At 71.4% G+C, this 16464-nt stretch carries 18 protein-coding genes; 8 read left to right on the forward strand and 10 right to left on the reverse strand.

What is annotated here, in order from left to right:
- Positions 1–55 precede the first annotated feature (55 nt).
- Positions 56–1921 (forward strand): molecular chaperone DnaK, encoded by a 1866-nt coding sequence (gene dnaK / locus MQN93_RS02820; RefSeq protein WP_242708128.1) that lies wholly within the window; start codon positions 56–58, stop codon positions 1919–1921.
- A 21-nt stretch (positions 1922–1942) separates the two neighbouring features.
- Here dnaK and narJ read toward each other — a convergent pair whose 3' ends face one another.
- On the reverse strand, positions 1943–2437 hold the full coding sequence (narJ, locus tag MQN93_RS02825; RefSeq protein ID WP_242708129.1) for a nitrate reductase molybdenum cofactor assembly chaperone: 495 nt from the start codon (positions 2435–2437) through the stop codon (positions 1943–1945).
- A 109-nt stretch (positions 2438–2546) separates the two neighbouring features.
- Positions 2547–3410 carry a Sco1979 family transcriptional regulator gene (locus tag MQN93_RS02830; RefSeq protein ID WP_016431681.1) on the reverse strand — a complete coding sequence of 288 codons (864 nt, stop codon included), beginning with the start codon at positions 3408–3410 and terminating at the stop codon, positions 2547–2549.
- A gap of 267 nt (positions 3411–3677) precedes the next feature.
- Between MQN93_RS02830 and MQN93_RS02835 the strand changes: the two genes are divergently transcribed.
- Entirely contained in the window at positions 3678–4103 is a 426-nt protein-coding gene (locus MQN93_RS02835) for a hypothetical protein (protein ID WP_016431680.1), read from the forward strand.
- On the opposite strand, the gene MQN93_RS02840 is transcribed toward MQN93_RS02835, so the two are convergent.
- Positions 4085–4915 (reverse strand): helix-turn-helix domain-containing protein, encoded by an 831-nt coding sequence (locus tag MQN93_RS02840; protein WP_242708130.1) that lies wholly within the window; start codon positions 4913–4915, stop codon positions 4085–4087. The genes MQN93_RS02835 and MQN93_RS02840 overlap by 19 nt on opposite strands.
- A 186-nt stretch (positions 4916–5101) precedes the next feature.
- On the opposite strand from MQN93_RS02840, the gene MQN93_RS02845 reads away from it, so the two are divergent.
- Entirely contained in the window at positions 5102–5407 is a 306-nt protein-coding gene (locus MQN93_RS02845) for a 4a-hydroxytetrahydrobiopterin dehydratase (RefSeq protein WP_016431678.1), read from the forward strand.
- A gap of 4 nt (positions 5408–5411) precedes the next feature.
- Positions 5412–6158, forward strand: coding sequence for a class I SAM-dependent methyltransferase (locus MQN93_RS02850; RefSeq protein ID WP_242708131.1), 747 nt, complete (start codon positions 5412–5414; stop codon positions 6156–6158).
- Here the strand turns inward: MQN93_RS02850 and MQN93_RS02855 are convergent.
- Complete coding sequence (locus MQN93_RS02855; protein WP_016431676.1) at positions 6139–6639, reverse strand: hypothetical protein; 501 nt, start codon at positions 6637–6639, stop codon at positions 6139–6141. The genes MQN93_RS02850 and MQN93_RS02855 overlap by 20 nt on opposite strands.
- On the reverse strand, positions 6636–7115 hold the full coding sequence (locus tag MQN93_RS02860) for a hypothetical protein (protein ID WP_016431675.1): 480 nt from the start codon (positions 7113–7115) through the stop codon (positions 6636–6638). The genes MQN93_RS02855 and MQN93_RS02860 overlap by 4 nt, the downstream gene beginning before the upstream one ends.
- Positions 7116–7154: 39 nt before the next feature.
- Between MQN93_RS02860 and MQN93_RS02865 the strand changes: the two genes are divergently transcribed.
- Positions 7155–8099 carry a helix-turn-helix transcriptional regulator gene (locus MQN93_RS02865; protein ID WP_242708132.1) on the forward strand — a complete coding sequence of 315 codons (945 nt, stop codon included), beginning with the start codon at positions 7155–7157 and terminating at the stop codon, positions 8097–8099.
- A gap of 48 nt (positions 8100–8147) precedes the next feature.
- Here MQN93_RS02865 and MQN93_RS02870 read toward each other — a convergent pair whose 3' ends face one another.
- Entirely contained in the window at positions 8148–8423 is a 276-nt protein-coding gene (locus MQN93_RS02870; RefSeq protein ID WP_016431673.1) for a hypothetical protein, read from the reverse strand.
- 129 nt (positions 8424–8552) lie between these two features.
- Positions 8553–9365, reverse strand: a complete 813-nt coding sequence (locus tag MQN93_RS02875) for a phytanoyl-CoA dioxygenase family protein (RefSeq protein WP_372504252.1) — start codon at positions 9363–9365, stop codon at positions 8553–8555.
- 144 nt (positions 9366–9509) lie between these two features.
- Between MQN93_RS02875 and MQN93_RS02880 the strand changes: the two genes are divergently transcribed.
- The 3 genes from MQN93_RS02880 to MQN93_RS02890 are packed head-to-tail and all read left to right on the forward strand — an operon-like array spanning position 9510 to position 12600.
- A complete protein-coding gene (locus MQN93_RS02880) occupies positions 9510–10379 on the forward strand; it encodes a class I SAM-dependent methyltransferase (protein ID WP_242708134.1) in 870 nt (289 codons plus the stop codon).
- Between the two features lie 46 nt (positions 10380–10425).
- Positions 10426–11838 (forward strand): WD40 repeat domain-containing protein, encoded by a 1413-nt coding sequence (locus MQN93_RS44155; protein WP_242708135.1) that lies wholly within the window; start codon positions 10426–10428, stop codon positions 11836–11838.
- A 57-nt stretch (positions 11839–11895) separates the two neighbouring features.
- On the forward strand, positions 11896–12600 hold the full coding sequence (locus tag MQN93_RS02890; RefSeq protein ID WP_016431668.1) for an SDR family oxidoreductase: 705 nt from the start codon (positions 11896–11898) through the stop codon (positions 12598–12600).
- A 37-nt stretch (positions 12601–12637) separates the two neighbouring features.
- On the opposite strand, the gene MQN93_RS02895 is transcribed toward MQN93_RS02890, so the two are convergent.
- The 3 genes from MQN93_RS02895 to MQN93_RS02905 all read right to left on the reverse strand — a co-directional run bounded on the left by MQN93_RS02895 (position 12638) and on the right by MQN93_RS02905 (position 16290).
- Complete coding sequence (locus MQN93_RS02895; protein WP_016431667.1) at positions 12638–13333, reverse strand: glycoside hydrolase family 75 protein; 696 nt, start codon at positions 13331–13333, stop codon at positions 12638–12640.
- Positions 13334–13527: 194 nt separating this feature from the next.
- A complete protein-coding gene (locus tag MQN93_RS02900) occupies positions 13528–14319 on the reverse strand; it encodes an aldo/keto reductase (RefSeq protein ID WP_051183540.1) in 792 nt (263 codons plus the stop codon).
- 144 nt (positions 14320–14463) lie between these two features.
- A complete protein-coding gene (locus tag MQN93_RS02905; protein WP_037780143.1) occupies positions 14464–16290 on the reverse strand; it encodes an AMP-dependent synthetase/ligase in 1827 nt (608 codons plus the stop codon).
- Positions 16291–16464: the final 174 nt, after the last annotated feature.

Raw genomic sequence — 16464 nt, forward strand, 5'->3', positions numbered from 1 at the left:
TGCACTCAAGTTTTGTGCTGGAGTCTGGGAAGTGCCCTGGCGGAAGGGGACCGAAATGGCACGCGCGGTCGGGATCGATCTCGGGACCACGAACTCCGTGGTGGCCGTCCTGGAAGGCGGTGAACCGACGGTCGTCGCCAACGCGGAGGGAGCCAGGACGACTCCGTCGGTCGTGGCCTTCGCCAAGAACGGGGAGGTGCTGGTCGGAGAGGTCGCCAAACGGCAGGCCGTGACGAACGTGGAGCGGACCGCCCGCTCGGTGAAGCGCCACATGGGGGACACCAACTGGCGTTTCCCGGACCAGGGCGACATCGACGGCACCCGCTACCGCGCACAGGAACTGTCCGCGCGCGTCCTGCAGAAGCTGAAGCGGGACGCTGAGTCCTACCTCGGCGAGGACGTCACCGACGCGGTGATCACCGTGCCCGCGTACTTCGACGACTCACAGCGGCAGGCGACCAAGGAGGCCGGCGAGATCGCGGGCCTGAAGGTCCTGCGGATCATCAACGAGCCGACCGCCGCCGCCCTCGCCTACGGCCTGGACCGCGGCGAGGAGCAGACCGTGCTGGTCTTCGACCTCGGCGGCGGCACCTTCGACGTCTCGCTGCTGGAGATCGGCGACGGCGTCATCGAGGTCAAGGCCACCAACGGCGACACCCACCTCGGCGGCGATGACTGGGACCAGCGGATCGTCGAGCACCTGGTCAAGCGGTTCCAGGGGCAGAACGGCATCGACCTCGGCAAGGACAAGATGGCCCTGCAGCGGCTGCGGGAGGGCGCCGAGAAGGCCAAGATCGAGCTGTCCAGCTCCTCCGAGACGACGATCAACCTGCCCTACATCACCGCCTCCGCCGAGGGGCCGCTGCACCTCGACGAGAAGCTGACCCGCGCCCAGTTCCAGGAGCTCACCGCCGATCTGCTCGACCGCTGCAAGACCCCCTTCCACCAGGCGGTCAAGGACGCCGGCATCAAGCTCGCCGCGGTCGACCACGTGATCCTCGTCGGCGGCTCGACCCGGATGCCCGCCGTCACCGACCTGGTCAAGGAGCTCACCGGCAAGGACCCGCACAAGGGCGTCAACCCCGACGAGGTCGTGGCCGTCGGCGCCGCCCTGCAGGCCGGTGTGATCCGCGGCGACGTCAAGGACGTCCTGCTGCTCGACGTCACCCCGCTGTCCCTGGGCATCGAGACCAAGGGCGGCATCATGACGAAGCTGATCGAGCGCAACACCACCATCCCCACCCGGCGTTCGGAGATCTTCACGACGGCCACGGACAACCAGCCCTCGGTGGGCATCCAGGTCTACCAGGGGGAGCGGGAGATCGCCGCCTACAACAAGAAGCTCGGCGTCTTCGACCTGACGGGCCTGCCGCCCGCCCCGCGCGGGGTCCCGCAGATCGAGGTCGCGTTCGACATCGACGCCAACGGCATCATGCACGTCTCCGCCAAGGACATGGCGACCGGACGCGAGCAGAAGATGACGGTGACCGGCGGCTCCGCCCTGCCCAAGGACGACATCGACCGCATGATGCGGGAGGCCGAGCAGTACGCGGAGGAGGACCGCCAGCGGCGCGAGGCCGCCGAGACCCGCAACCAGGCCGAGCAACTCGTCTACCAGACCGAGAAGTTCCTGCGGGACAACGAGGACCGCATCCCCGCCGACACGAAGACGGAGGTGCAGGAGGCGGCCACGGAACTCAAAGGTCTGCTGGAGCGCGACGCCGACACCGCCGAGCTGCGCACCGGCGTGGAGAAGCTCGCCTCCGTCAGCCAGAAGATGGGCCAGGCCATGTACGCCCAGGCCGAACAGCCCCCGGCCGACGGAGGCACCGAGCAGCACACCTCACCGCAGGACGAGGAGGGCGTGGTCGACGCCGAGATCGTCGACGACGACCGCGACACCAAGGGCGGCGCGGCCTAGGCCGGCCTCTCTTCCGTGCCGTCACGGGCGCCGTCCGGTGCGGACGGTGGGCAGCGCCGCGCAGACGGCGGCCAGGACGGACGCGTAGGGCGTGCCGAAGTCGGTGAGCCGGGAGCGCAGTTGTTCCAGGCCCGCCCGGTGGTCGGTGAGGAGGTCCGTGTTCCCGGTGCGTGCGGTGAACTCCAGCACCGCGGGCAGGAAGTCCGGAACCTCCTCGCCGGTCAACTCCAGCCCCGCGGCCCGGTATTCGTCCTTGAAGCGCACGAGCGACATGCCGCGCCGCCGGGTGCCGTCGTCCGTCCACCGGCTCAGATGGAGGCTGTGACGGTTACCGGAGTCGAAGACCCGTACATAGTGCGCGGCCAGCTCCTCGGCGGGGGTGACGGCCGCGTGGTCCGTGAACTCCCGCAGCTGCGGCGCCGCTTCGCGCAGCAGCGGCAGCCGGGCGCGGAAGTCCTCGCCGGGGTAGGTGAGGCAGAGCGCGGCGGCTTGGTACAGCACGGCGTCCGAGGGCATCGGGCCTCCTTCTGCGCTCCCTTGCTCACCCTGTGCCTCGACGCTAGGGGCGAGCCGGGCGGGGCACCTGTTCACCGCATCCGTTCGGGTCAGGCCAGGTGCGCCGGGGTCAGAAGTCCTCGCGGCGCTCCCGCAGGATCTTCTTGGTGCGCTGCGCCGACGCGGCCCGTGCCGTCATGTGGTCGAGGACCTCCAGATGCGCGGAGACCTCGGTGCGCGAGTCCAGGTACAGGGCCCCGGTCAGATACTCGGTGAAGACCATGTCGGGCAGCTCGGGCTCGCCGAAGCGGAACAGCGTGAACGGCGCGTACGTCCCCGGGTGCGGGCCGTCCTTGAACTCGGCGATCTGCAGGGTGATGCGGTCGCGCTCGCTGAGGTCGAGGAGCTTGTCCAGCTGGTCACGCATCACCTCGCCGCGGATGCTCACCGGCCGCAGCAGGACCGTTTCATCCATGATCACCCACAGATGCGGCGGATCCGGGCGCTCCAGCAGCTGCTGCCGGGTCATCCGCAGCGACACATGACGCTCGATGGTGTCCGGGCCCGCCTGCCCTATCGTGCCCGCCTCCATCACGGCACGCGCGTACTCCTCGGTCTGCAGCAGGCCGGGCACGAAGTGCGGCTCGTAGGAGCGGATCAGGGTGGCGGCGCCCTCCAGGCTCACATACAGGCTGAACCAGTCCGGCAGCACATCGTGGAACCGCTGCCACCAGCCCGGCTGGTTCGCCTCCTCGGCGAGCGCGACGAACGCGGCCGCCTCGTCGTCCGGGACGCCGTACGTCTCCAGCAGCACCTGCACGTAGGGGATCTTCAGGGCGACCTCGGCCATCTCCATCCGCCGCACGGTCGCCGGAGCCACCCGCAGAACGCGCGCGGCCTCCTCGCGTTTGAGGTCGGCCGCCTCCCGCAGCTCCTGCAGGCGCTTGCCCAGCACCACTTGTCCCACGGTCGGCGCGGGACGCCGCTCACTCACGCCACGCCTCCCCTACGCGCCGAAGCAACCGCGAAGCAGTGTGCCATGTCCCCCTGCGGATCCCACAGGCCCGGTGGCGAGGCGCCGGCCACATGTGCCGTCCGGCGGGGCGGCGGTGACCGTGCGCACCGGGCATTACCCCCGGGGTAATCGACCCGCCGGGCCGTGCGCGCGATCGTGGGGGAACCGGGTTTTGGGGCGGCGCACTCCGGTCCTGAACCCGTCTCCCAGCTGCCGCGACGCAACCTCGACGGAGGGTGATCCGCCATGTCCGCAACCCAGTTCACCGCGCTCGCCCGCACCGGCGACCCGCACACCGCACTGCGCCGTTTCCTCGCCCTCGACGCGGTGGTCACCGGCGCGAACGGCCTGGCCTACCTCGCCGCGTCCGGGCCGCTCGGCCGGTTCTTCGGGGTCGGTCCGGACCTGCTGCTCGCACTCGGCACGGTCCTCGCGGTCTACGGCGTGGCCGTGGGCCTGCTCGCCGCCCGGGCCCGCCCGGCCGCGCTGCCGGTCCGTGCGGTCGTCGAGATCAACCTCGCCTGGACGGTGCTGAGTTTCCTGGCCCTCGCACTGTGGCTGGAGCCGTCGACGGCCGGCGCGGTGTGGACCGTGCTGCAGGCCGTGGTGGTCGCGGGCTTCGCCGCCCTGCAGCACCTCGCGCTGAAGGCCCGTCAGGACATCAGCGAGTGAAGGTACTTGACCGTCGCCGGGTCGGCCGGGAGCAGCGTCTCGATGGCCAGCTCGGCGACGGTCACGTCCATCGGCGTGTTGAACGTGGAGATCGACGAGATGAACGACAGGACCCGGCCCTCGTGCTCGATCTGCATCGGCAGCGCGAAGTAGGGGACGGGCTCGGCCGGTTCGTCGCCCGCGTCCGCCTCCGGCACCGGGTAGGCCGCGACCTCCTCGTACAGCTCCCGCAGTGGTTCGGAGCGGTACAGCCCGATCTGGCGCTCCATCTGCGCGAGCAGATGCCCGCGCCACTCGCGCAGATTGCGGATGCGCGGCGCCAGCCCCTCGGGGTGCAGGGTCAGCCGCATCACGTTCAGCGGCGGCTGCAGCAGATGCTCCGCCACGCCGTCCATCAGCATCACCACACCCCGGTTCGCCGCGACCACGTGGTACATCGCGTCGACGACCAGCGCCGGATAGGGCTCGTAGCCCTGGATGAGGCGCTCCATGCCCTCGCGCAGCGTGTCCAGCTGCGGGGAGTCCAGGGGGGTCTCCGGGTAGTGCGGGGCGTAACCGGCCGCCAGCAGCAGGGCGTTGCGTTCGCGCACGGGCACGTCCAGATGCTCGGCGAGCCTGAGCACCATCTCCTCGCTCGGCCGGGAACGGCCCGTCTCGACGAAGCTGATGTGCCGGGCCGAGGAGTCGGCGCGCAGCGCCAGCTCCAGCTGGCTCACCCGCCGCCGCTCCCGCCATGCCCGCAGCAGCGGACCGACGCCCTGGTCGGCGGAGGCGGCTGCGGGGGCGGAGTGTCCGGCGGCGGCAGTGGTCATGCCTACGACGGTAGTCGAGGACGCGGCCGGGCAGCGCGGGGAATTCGCCCGCGGCAGAGCGCGCACCCCCACCGGTCCGCGCCGCAGGTGCCGGTCCCGCCGCCTCGGGCCCCCTTCTGACCAGGGCCGTGGTCACTCGTGTGTGGCAGCCTTGAGGGGTACCCGACGTCCGGAAGGAGCGAGGTCATGGCCGTCGAACCGCTGTCGCAGAAGGAGATCGAGGACCGGCTCGCCGAACTGCCCGGCTGGTCGCTCGACGGTGACCGCCTCACGCGTCACTACCGCCTCGGCTCGCACTTCGCGGCGACGGCGATGGTCGTCCACATCGCCCAGGTGCAGGAGGCGCTGGACCACCACTCCGACCTCACCCTCGGCTACAACACGCTCGCCCTGTCCGTGAACACGCACAGCGCGGGCGGCGCCGTCACCGAGAAGGACCTCGAGCTGGCGCGGAAGGTGGAGGCGCTCGCCCCCGGCCACGGGGCCCAGTGACGCCGTGCTCGACTACGACAAGGAGGCCGATGCCTACGACGCCAGCCGCGGCGGCGAACCGCGCGCCCGGGCGGCCGCCGACGCCGTCCTCGGGCTGATCCCCGCCCACACCGGGCGGCTTCTCGACCTCGCCTGCGGCACCGGCATCGTCACCCGGCGGCTCGCCTCCGCCCGCCCCGGCCTGCGGGTGACCGGCGCCGATCTGACGTACGGCATGGCCCGGATGGCGGCCGCGCGGCTGCCCGGCGCGATCGTGCTGGCCGACAGCCGCCGGCTGCCCTTCGCCGACGGCACCTTCGACGCCGTCACCAGCGTGTGGCTGCTGCACCTCCTCGACGACGCACAGGACGTCCGCGGCGTCGTCGCCGAGTGCGCCCGGGTGCTGCGGCCCGGCGGGGTGTACGTCACCACCGTCGACAAGGCCGCCGCGCACGACGTGGGCAGCGACATCGACGAGGTGCTGGCCGGGCGCCCGCGCCGGGCGGCGCGCGACGCCGCGGTACTCGTCGAGGAGTACGCCGCCCAGTGCGGGCTGCTGCCCGCCGGGCCCGCCCGCTTCCTCGGCCACGGCCAGGGGCGCAGCCCCCGGCGCACCGCGGCGGACCTCGGCCGTGGCTGGTTCACCATGCTGCCGCCCGGCGACCCGCTCACCGAGCGGTTCGCGGCCCATCTCGCGGCCCTCCCGGACCAGGACCGGCCGCGCGCCGACCCCGTGTTCAGCCTGCGGTCCTTCAGGAAGCCCGCCGGGTGAAGTCCATGGTCCAGTTGGTCACCCAGCTCGCGCCGCCGTCGGTGGAGAACGCCTGCTCCCAGCGGGCGGCGGCGGGGGAGACGCCGGACCAGACGTAGCGCACGCGCACTTCCTTGCCGATGGGGGCGCCCCCGCTCGAGCGAAGCCGAGAGTGGGGGAGGGTGTCGTCGCCGTAGAACTCCCCGCGGTCGCCGTCGAAGCGGCCGACGACCGGCGGGAACAGCTTTCCGGTGCGGCTGGAGGACCAGCTCAGCGACCACTCCTCACGCTCGGTGTCGTAGAGCCGCAGCGTCAGACCCTTCGCGCCCAGGTGCGGCATGTCGATCTCGTCGATGTTGGCGGCGCCGTCGAACAGCGGCCGGCACCAGTGGGTGGCGGGGAACTCCTCCCAGTCGCTGTCCGGGTCGAGGAAGTCGGTCCTGCGGCGGTTGGCGACCTGCCACTCGCCGTGGAAGAAGTCGAAGTCGTGCGGGCTGCTCATCGGCGCTCTCCAGTGGTTCCCTCGGGCAGGGAGTCGGTCAAGTAGGCGTCCAGGTCCGGGACTTCGGGCACGAGCATGTGCCGCACCCAGGCGTCCCGTTCGTGCTGGATCGGCGGCAGCTCGAAGACGCAGCCGATCCAGGGCAGTTCGGGCCTGACGAAGTGGGTCGGGTCGTGGTCGGGACAGCCGACGACGGGCTGGCCCGCGGCCGCGTTGGCGTAGTGCAGGACGTTGTCCCACACCCAGCTGTAGGCGTTGACGTAGGCGCCGTCGTCGTTTCCCCGGTGCACGACGACGAAGGTCACCGGCGGCGTCCCGTCCGGCTCCGGCAGCAGCTCGGGCAGGATCGCGTACGCCGCCTTCTCCACGTCGGGCGCGATGCCCGCGGGGTCCGCGGTGACGTGGTAGCGCTTGATGTGCCGGCCGGCCACCTCGATGGGCGGCGGCACGGTCAGGAACTTCTCCGCAAAGGCCATGAGGTGACGCTAGGCGCGCTTCACTGACACCATGTGTCAGTGAAGTCCAGCCGGCTCGTCTCGATCCTGCTTCTGCTCCAGACCCGGGGCAGGATGACCGCCGCCCAGCTCGCCGAGGAGCTGGAGGTGTCGGTGCGCACGGTCTACCGGGACGTGGAGGCGCTCGGCGCGGCGGGTGTCCCGCTGTACGGCGACGCGGGCCACGCCGGCGGCTACCGGCTGCTCGACGGCTACCGCACCCGGCTGACCGGCCTCACCGCCGAGGAGGCCGAGGCGCTGTTCCTCGCCGGTGTCCCCGGCCCGGCCGCCGAGCTGGGCCTCGGCTCGGTGCTGGCCGCAGCGCAGCTCAAGGTGCGCGCCGCCCTGCCCGCGGAGCTGCGGGCGCACGCCGACCGGATCAGCGGCCGCTTCCATCTGGACGCCCCCGGCTGGTACGCGGACGCCGAGGAGACGCCGTATCTGCCGGCCGTCGCCGACGCGGTGTGGAACGGCCGGGTGCTCGACGTCCTGTACCGCCGCTGGGCCGAGCCGACCGATGTCGAGCGCCGCCTGGAGCCGTACGGCCTGGTGCTGAAGGCGGGCCGCTGGTACGTCGTCGCCGCCCCCGGACCGCGCACCTACCGCGTCGACCAGATCCTCCGACTCGCCGCCACCGACGAGGAGTTCACCCGCCCGGACGACTTCGACCTGGCCGCGTACTGGACGGCGTACCAGCGCGACTTCCACGACCGGCTGTACCGCGCGGAGGCGCTCGTCCGGCTGGCGCCGGGTGTGGAACTGCCGCGAGCGGTCAACACCCGTACGGAGGGCGACGGTTGGACCCTGGCCCGGGTTCCCGTCGAGTCCGTCGAGCACGCGCACGGCGAGTTCCTGCGCCTGGGCGCGGACATCGAGGTCCTCGAACCGCCGGAGCTACGGGCCCGGATCGCCCGCACGGTGGCCGAACTGGCCGAAAGATACGGCAACTCGGCGCAGTCCCCCTGACGTGGAGGCGGCCGCCCGCAGCACACGGGCGGCCGCCTCACCGGACGGTCAGAGCAGACCGCCGAGCAGACCGCCGAGCAGCCCGGTCACGGCGCCCAGGAGGCCGCCGAGGAGGTTGTCCGAGGAGGAGGCGTCGTCCGAGGACGGCGTCAGGCACGCCTCGTGGCCCAGGAGGGACACGTGGGTGGTCCCCGCGCACGCGGCGGGGGTGTCGACCGGCGCAGCCGCAGAGGCAGCCGGCGCCATGAGAGTGAGAGCGAGTACGGGGGCGGCGAGGACCGCCGCGACCCGGGCGCGGGTCGCCTTGCTGGTGCGCTGCGACATATCTGGCCTTTCGAGGCTGTGGGGGAACTTCCTTGATCAGCCTCACGCGTGCCCGCACGCTCCGCAACTCGTGCCTCACCCAGGGTGAGGGCCGGGTGTGCGCACCCGGTGTCATGGCGGTCCGCCGGGTCAGGCCTCCTGGCCCAGACCCCGGCGGATCGCGAACTCCACCGCGGAGTAGTCACCGTCCGGGCGCTGCAGCTCGTACGGCACGGCCGGCATCAGCGGCGGCTGGGCCATGAAGCGCGGGCGGCTGCCGTGGTGCGGCTGGGCAGCGTGCACGAGGAAGGGGTGGCACAGATAGACGTCACCCGGGCGCCCGGTGGCGTACGCCAGCGGCCGGTGCGCGGAGGCCTCGACGACCTGCGGGGCGATCTTCAGCATCGAGACGCCCTCCTCGCCGTACGGTTCGAGGACCGGCGGGATGTCCAGGTGCGAGCCGACCCGGATGCGGGTGGGCGCGTCCTGCTCGGTCACCTCGGAGAAGAGGAAGAGCATCAACAGCGCGCGGTCGCGGGAGCGCAGGTTGGTGTAGGACCAGCGGGTCTCGACGCCCTCCGGGAGATAGCTGCCCTCGATGTGCCAGCCGGCGTCGTCCGGCTCGTCGTCGTGCGGGAAACGCAGCGGGAAGCTGCCGAGGGAGTAGCGCGGCATCCAGCGGCCCTCGCCGACGAGCAGGTCGAACGCCTCGTGCAGCACATGCGAGTTGGCGGCCGCGGCGAACGGTCCCTGCGCCATGCCGCCCACCCAGACCACCGGGTCCTTCCAGGTGGCGGAGTCCTCGGGGTCGTATCCCGTCTCCCGCCACAGCAGCCGTGCGCAGTCCTCGGCGACGCGCGGCGGGAACGCCCCCTCGATCTTCACGAACCCGTCCCGGAGGAAGTCCTCCACCATCGTGTCGTCCATCCGGACATCGTGTGGGACCCGCCCGGCGCCGCGCATCTCAATTTCTGCCGCGCCGCTTGCCCTGCACCGCTTTCCTTCTACGACTTTTCCTGCGCCGTTTTTGCTGCGACGGCAACAGTGCTTGCCGATGCGGGGTGCGTCGGAGCACCCTGGCCGGACGCGGACGAGAGGCTGACCACCATGGCGCACGGACACCACCACGAGCACACCGACATCGACTGGGCCGAGATGGCCCCACTGCTGGAATCACAGGCGGAGCTGTTCACGTCGCTGTACGAGCGGGCCATGGCGTGGCTCACCGACAAGCAGACCGAACCCGGGCTGATCGTCGACGCGGGCAGCGGACCCGGCGTCGTCGCGTGTCTGATGGCCGAGGCGTTCCCGGGTGCGCGGGTCGTCGCGGTCGACGGCTCCGAGCCGCTCCTCGAGCGCGCCCGCGCACGCGCCGACCGCCTCGGCGTCGGCGACCGCTTCGGCACCATCGCCGGTGAACTGCCCGGCGTCCTCGACGAGTTGGACTACCCCGCCGATCTGCTGTGGGCCAGCCGCAGCCTGCACCACCTCGGCGACCAGCGGGCCGCGCTCGCCGCCTTCGCCGACCGGCTCGCACCCGGCGGCACCCTGGCGATCATGGAGGGGGGACTGCCCGCGCGCTTCCTCCCGCGCGACATCGGCATCGGCCGGCCCGGACTGCAGGCCCGGCTCGACGCGCTGGAGGAGGAGTGGTTCGCCGAGATGCGCGCGGACCTGCCCGGCGCGGTCGCCGAGGCCGAGGACTGGCCCGCGCTGATGACCGCCGCGGGCCTGCGGCCCACCGGCACCCGCACCTTCATGCTGGACCTGCCCGCACCGGCCAAGGACCGTGCGCGCGCCTATGTCGCCGCCACGCTGGCCCGCCTCCGCGACGGCTTCGGCGACCGGCTCGACACCACCGACCGCGCCACCCTCGACCGCCTCCTCGACCCCGACGACAAGGCGAGCGTCCACCACCGCCCGGACGTGTTCGTCCTGGCGGCCCACACCGTGCACACAGCAGTCCACGCGATGTGAACGACGCCCCCTCAGCACCGCCCCGGCCGCGCATACACGGTGACCCGTGCGCCCTGCGCGCCGGCTGCGCACCCTCACCGGGGCGCTCGCCGCGCTGTTGTGCGTGGCCGTCGTCGCGGGGGTGGCGGCCTGGCGGCAGGGCGGGGTCAACGCGCGGCAGCGCGACGAGGCCGAGGCTCGGCGGATCGCCGCGATGGTGGACACCCTGCGGGAGTCCGAGCCGCGCACCGCGATGCGTCTCGCGCTCGCCGCCTGGCGGACCGCCGACCTGCCGGAGACCAGGGCGGCGCTGCGGACCGCCGCCGCGCAGAGCGGGCAGGACACGTTCACCCAGCCCGAGGAGGGCGGCCGTGCCCTCAACGCCCCGTCCTGGCTCAGCGGCGACGGCCGGGTGCTCACCAAGGTCGCCCATGACCGCGTCCTGCAGTGGGAGGTGCGCACGCACCGGCAGATCCGTTCCGTGCACGTCCCCGGTCTGTCGCAGGGCGTGGTGGACGTCAGCGACGACGGCCGGTTCGGGCCCGGCGGGCACACCTACCTGGTCGGCCGGAACGCACACGACCCCAGCGGCGACCGGATGGTCCTGGAGCTCTGGGACGTCGACCGACAGCGGGTGCGTCATCGCTACGACCACGGCGAGGACGACGGCCCGCTGCCCCTGCCGAGCCCGGACGGACGCCATCTCGCCTGGTGCGGGACCGACGACACCCAGCTGCGCATCCTCGACCTCACGACGGTGCCCGCCCCCGCGGACGACAGTGCGCGCGCACCACTGCTGACCTGTCCCGTCTCGGCCCTGTTCGATCGGCGAGCTCCGGCTGGACCCCGGGACGGACTCGACGCCCACGGCCGCCCCGCGCCCGCCCGTGAACTCCCGGTTGTCGACAAGGAGAACACCGTCGCCGTCGACGCCGGTGGTCGTACCGCGCTGACCTCCGAGGGCACCCTCGTGGACGTCGCGACGGGCATCCGGCGCCCGGGTGGAGTGACGGGCGAGGACCTGCTCGGCACCGGTGCGTTCAGCGCGGACGGGCGCTACCTCGCCGCCGAGGACGCCCTCGGCCGTCTCACGCTGTGGGACGCCCGCACCTGGCGCAGGCTCGACGTCCTCAGGCCGACCGGCTCCACCGTGACGAGGTCGGCCCTGGCCTTCTCCGCCGACGGCTCCCTGTTCGCGGCGAGTGCCGGCGACGGGTCCGTGCAGGTGTGGGAGACCGCGCGGACGCGGCTGCCGGCGGCGACCGTACCGGTGGGTGACGGGCCCGTCCTGGCCCTGGGGTTCGGCCCGCACGCGCGGGAGTTGCACATCGCCACACCCCATCTGCCGGACCGCACCGCCCAGTTGGAACCTAGCCGTGCCGCGGCGAAGGTGTGCGCGCGGGCCGGGGGCGGCGCCACCGAGGCCGAGTGGCATCAGTACCTGCAAGCCGTGCCGTATCGCGACACCTGTCGCCCTTGACTTCGAGAGCGCTCGAAGTGGTTCACTCCCCCCGTCGAACGAACCACAGGGGGAACCATGGCCACGACCACCGAATCGCCCGTCACGCTGATCACCGGCGGAGCCACCGGCATCGGCGCCGCCGTCGCGCGGCAGTTGCTCGATGCCGGGCACCGGGTGGCCGTGACGGGGCGCCGGGAGGAGCGGCTGCGTGCCTTCGCCGAGGAACTCGGCAGCCCTGAAGGGCTGTTGACGCTTCCGGGCAACGCGGCCGAGTACGGCGATGTGCGGTCGGCGGTCGACAGCACGCTCAAGGCGTACGGACGGCTGGACACGGTCGTGGCCAACGCCGGGTTCGCCACCCACGACTCGGTGGCGGACGGCGACCCGGCCGGCTGGACCGAGATGGTGCTCACCAACGTCCTCGGCCCGGCGCTCCTCGTGCGGGCCTCCGTCGACGCGCTCAAGGAGAGCCGGGGCCGGATCGTCCTGGTCGGCAGCGTCGCCGGGTTCGTGAACACGCCCGGCAACATCTACGGGGCGACCAAGTGGGCGGTGACCGGTCTCGCCGAGAACACCCGCCGTCAGGTCACGGAGTTCGGCATCGGCGTCACCCTGATCGCACCCGGACGGGTGGAGACCCCGTTCTGGGACGGCAGCCTGCCGCCCGGTCATCTGCTGACCGCCGACCAGATCGCGGACTCGATCGTCTGGGCTCTCGGGCAACCGGCCGGAGTCGACGTCAACACCGTCGTCGTACGGCCGATCGGGCAGCCCAACTGACCTTCGCGCGAGGGTCGGTTGGGCTGCCCCTCGCCCTCTAGTTGTTCTGCAGGAACTGCCTGGCCAGCTGGTCCCCCAGCGTCACCGCCGCGCTGTGGCTCTCGATGGGGGAGACCCGAGAGTTCTTGAAGAGGATGTACGTCACCCCGGAGTCGGTGCCGCCGGTCTCCGGGTCGGGGTCGATGCCGAGGGCGTTGGCGGTGGCGTAGGAGGCCTCGCCGATGATCTGTGTGGGGCCGGTGTCGCCGACGACGGCGTACTCGACCTTGTTGTTGTAGATCACCGCGACCACGCCGCCGCCCTTGATGCCGGCGCTCGTGTAGTCCCAGATGCCGCTGGAGCTGGGCACGACGACGTACGGCAGTGAATCGGCCTTCAGCGGGCTGCCGTTGGACTGATGGAAGGCCGTGTCGTCCTGGTACCAGGGGTCGGTGTCCTCGTTGCAGTTCGACGTGCGCTGGCCGTCGCAGTCGATGTCCATGTCGGCCTTCCAGAACACGGCGCCGTTCTTGCCGCACACGGGGATCGTGGCCGACGTCTCCTCGTCGGTGCGGTACGTGCCGTTGGAGATCCGGGAGCAGGACGTCACCTTGGCGAGCAGGTCGGCCGCGCTGACCGAGCCCTCCTGGGTGGACGCCGGTCCCGAGGAGCCGGAGGCGTTCGCGGGGAGCACTCCGGCTGCGAGCAGGGCGGCCCCGGAGGCCGCGGCGAGGGTCAGTGTTCGTATGCGCACTGTGGGGGACCCTTCTGTTAGGAAAGTTTCCTGACCGGGTTGGCGTACACGGTGGACCCGTGGGCATGCTCGCGTCAAGACTGTGAACGGAGAATCAAGCCCATGGACGCAGAAGCAGGTTCATGAACGCGGACACGCGTCCGCCCCGCCGCGCGGCACTCGCGCGGCGGGGCGGACGCGTGTCCTGGCCGGTCTCAGGTTCCGTTGACGGTGTTCGGGTCGCCGCCCAGACGCCGGTCCTCGTTCAGCGCGCTGATGGCCGCCAGGTCCTCGGTGTCCAGGCTGAAGTCGAAGACCTCGATGTTCTCCTTGATCCGGGACGGCGTCACGGACTTGGGGATCACGATGTTGCCGATCTGGAGGTGCCAGCGCAGGACGATCTGGGCGGGGGTGCGCCCGTGCTTCTGGGCGATGGCGACGATCGCCGGGACCTCCAGGAGCCCCTTGCCCGAGCCGAGCGGCGACCAGGCCTCGGTCGCGATGCCCTGCTCGGCGTGGAACTCGCGGGCGGCGTGCTGCTGCAGATGCGGGTGCAGCTCGATCTGGTCGACCGCCGGGATGACCGAGGTCTCCTCGATCAGCCGCCGCAGGTGCTCCGGCTCGAAGTTGGAGACGCCGATCGCGCGGACGCGGCCGTCGGCGTACAGCTTCTCGAAGGCCTTGTACGTGTCGACGTACTTGTCCCGGGCCGGGGTCGGCCAGTGGATCAGATACAGGTCGACGTACTCCAGGCCGAGCTTGCCGAGCGACACGTCGAACGCGCGCAGCGTCGCGTCGTACCCGTGGTCGCGGTTCCAGAGCTTGGTGGTGACGAAGATGTCCTCGCGGGGGACTCCGGAGGCCGCGATCGCCCGTCCGGTGCCCGCTTCGTTGCCGTAGATCGCCGCTGTGTCGATGCTGCGGTACCCGGCCTCCAGCGCGGTGGCGACCGCCCGCTCCGCCTCGTCGTCCGGCACCTGCCAGACGCCGAAGCCCAGCTGGGGCATCTCGACGCCGTTGTTGAGGATGATCGGGGGGACCTTGCTCACGAGCTCTTGATCCTTACGGTTGTCGTCAGGTGGTACGCCCCATCCTCAACGATCACGGCCCGTGATGCATTCCTGACCGGAGAATTCACCGGTGCCGGGCCGTCAGGCCTGGTACAGGGCCTCGACCTCGTTGGCGTACGCGTTCTCGATGGCCTTTCGCTTCAGCTTCAGGGACGGGGTCAGCAGACCGTGTTCCTCGGTGAAGGGCTGGGCCAGGATGCGGAAGGTGCGGATCGACTCGGCCTGCGAGACGAGGGTGTTGGCGGCGACCACGGCACGCCGCACCTCCGTCTCCAGGTCGGCGTCGCGCACCAGCTGGGCGGGGCCCATCTGCGGCTTGCCGCGCATCTGCAGCCAGTGCTCGACGGCCTCCTGGTCGAGGGTGACCAGGGCGGCGACGTAGGGCCGGTCGTTGCCGACGACGATGCACTGGTTGACCAGCGGATGGTCGCGGACGCGCTCCTCCAGCAGACCGGGCGAGACGCTCTTGCCGCCGGAGGTCACCAGGATCTCCTTCTTGCGGCCGGTGATGGTGAGGTAGCCGTCGTCGTCGAGGGAGCCGAGGTCACCGGTGGCGAGCCAGCCGTCGTGCAGGGTCTCGTCGGTGGCCTTCTGGTTGTTCAGGTAGCACTGGAAGATGTTCTGGCCGTGCAGCCAGATCTCGCCGTCGTCCGCGATGTGCACGGTGACGCCGGGGATGGGCTGTCCGACCGTGCCGTAGCGGGTGCGCTCGGGCGGGTTGGCGGTCGCGGCGGCCGTCGACTCGGTCAGGCCGTAGCCCTCGTAGATCTGCACGCCCGCGCCCGCGAAGAACAGGCCGAGCCTGCGGTCCATCCCGGAGCCGCCCGACATGGCGTTGCGGATCCGGCCGCCCATCGCGGCGCGCACCTTGGAGTAGACGAGCTTGTCGAAGAGCTGGTGCTGCATGCGCAGGCCGGCCGAGGGGCCGGGGCCGATGCCCCAGGCCTTGGCCTCGACGGCGTCCGCGTACTTCACGGCGACGTCGACGGCCTTCTCGAAGGGCCCGGACTTGCCCTCCTTCTCGGCCTTGCGGCGGGAGGCGTTGAAGACCTTCTCGAAGATGTACGGCACCGCGAGGATGAACGTGGGCCGGAACGCCTGCAGATCGGGCAGCAGGGCCGCCGCGTTCAGCTGCGGCTGGTGGCCGAGGCGCACGCCGCCGCGGATGGTGGCGACCTCCACCATGCGCCCGAAGACGTGCGCGAGCGGCAGGAACAGCAGGGTCGACGCCTCGTCGCCCTTCTTGGTGTGGAACACCGGCTCCCAGCGCTGGATGACGGTGTCCGACTCGTACATGAAGCTGCCGTGGGTGATCACACAGCCCTTGGGGCGGCCCGTGGTGCCCGAGGTGTAGATGATCGTCGCGACCGAGTCCGGGGTGATCGCCTGCCGGTGCCGGTGCACCACGTCGTCGTCGAGGTGGGCGCCGGCGTCGTAGAGCTGGTGCAGGCAGTCGTTGTCGAGCTGCCAGAGCTGGTGCAGCTGCGGCAGCCGGTCGATGACGGTGGCGATCGTCATCGCGTGGTCCTCGTGCTCCACGATCGCGGCCGTGCACTCGGAGTCGTAGAGCATCCAGAAGCACTGCTCGGCCGACGAGGTGGGGTAGATCGGCACCACCTGGGCGCCGATCGTCCACAGGGCGAAGTCGAACACCGTCCACTCGTAGCGGGTACGGGACATGATCGCGACGCGGTCGCCGAACCGGACGCCCCGGGCGAGCAGCCCCTTGGCGAGGGCCATCACCTCGTCACGGAACTCGGCCGAGGTGACGTCCCGCCACTGCCCGCTCTCGTCCTTGCGGCCGAGCGCGATGTGCAGCGGGTCCTCCTGGGCACGCTCGAAGACGACGTCGGCCAGACCCCCCACCGTGGGTGCCAGCGTCAACGGCGGGCTGGTGAACTCGCGCAATCCCACTCCCCGCTCCCTCAGCGCTGTATCGAGTACTCCGCAAGCGCCGTGAAAGCTACCCCACGCGGAGACAGGGCGGGAGGGGGGCCAAAACCGAGCATCCCTCAGCTTCACCCTGGTCACCGGCAGGAAAATGCCCTCACATCCGGAAGGGTCGGACAGAAAACTGACGGT

The sequence above is a fragment of the Streptomyces spinosisporus genome (genome assembly GCF_022698145.1).
Classification (GTDB): domain Bacteria; phylum Actinomycetota; class Actinomycetes; order Streptomycetales; family Streptomycetaceae; genus Streptomyces; species Streptomyces spinosisporus.